The 453-nt window shown below is 41.7% G+C and carries 1 protein-coding gene; it reads left to right on the forward strand.

The annotated features are described in order from the left end of the window. Positions 1 to 322: tyrosine-type recombinase/integrase (locus tag DXD11_RS11330; protein WP_147360981.1), on the forward strand; the 322-nt coding region annotated here is incomplete at its 5' end. Positions 323 to 453 lie beyond the last annotated feature (131 nt).

Below are 453 nucleotides of genomic sequence, written 5' to 3' on the forward strand. Positions count from 1 at the left end.
AACACAGGAAGTCCCGGCAGATTACAAAGAAATCTCCTTTGTCTGCTTAAGACCGGATGGCTCTTTGGAACTGCCGAGTACACTCAGCATTGTATGCAGATCAGTGTCAAAAAAGCTGGAAGGATTTGAAGATTTCCATTTCCACCAGTTACGTCACACCTACACCAGCAATCTGCTTTCCAATGGGGCTGCACCGAAAGATGTACAGGAACTGTTAGGACACTCTGATGTCAGTACCACAATGAATATTTACGCTCACTCAACAAGAAAAGCAAAACGGGATTCCGCAAGACTTCTTGATAAAGTAGTGAGCAATGCTTAACTAAAAATTTCCCTTATTTCCCTTGCGGATTCCGCATAAGGGCAAAGATAAGGGAAAATACATATCATTTCACTATCTAAGAGGCTGTAAGCCTTGAAAAATAAGGAAAGTTCAGGAAATCTCTCCACAAA

The sequence above is a fragment of the Coprococcus sp. TF11-13 genome (genome assembly GCF_003481085.1).
GTDB lineage: Bacteria > Bacillota > Clostridia > Lachnospirales > Lachnospiraceae > Coprococcus > Coprococcus aceti.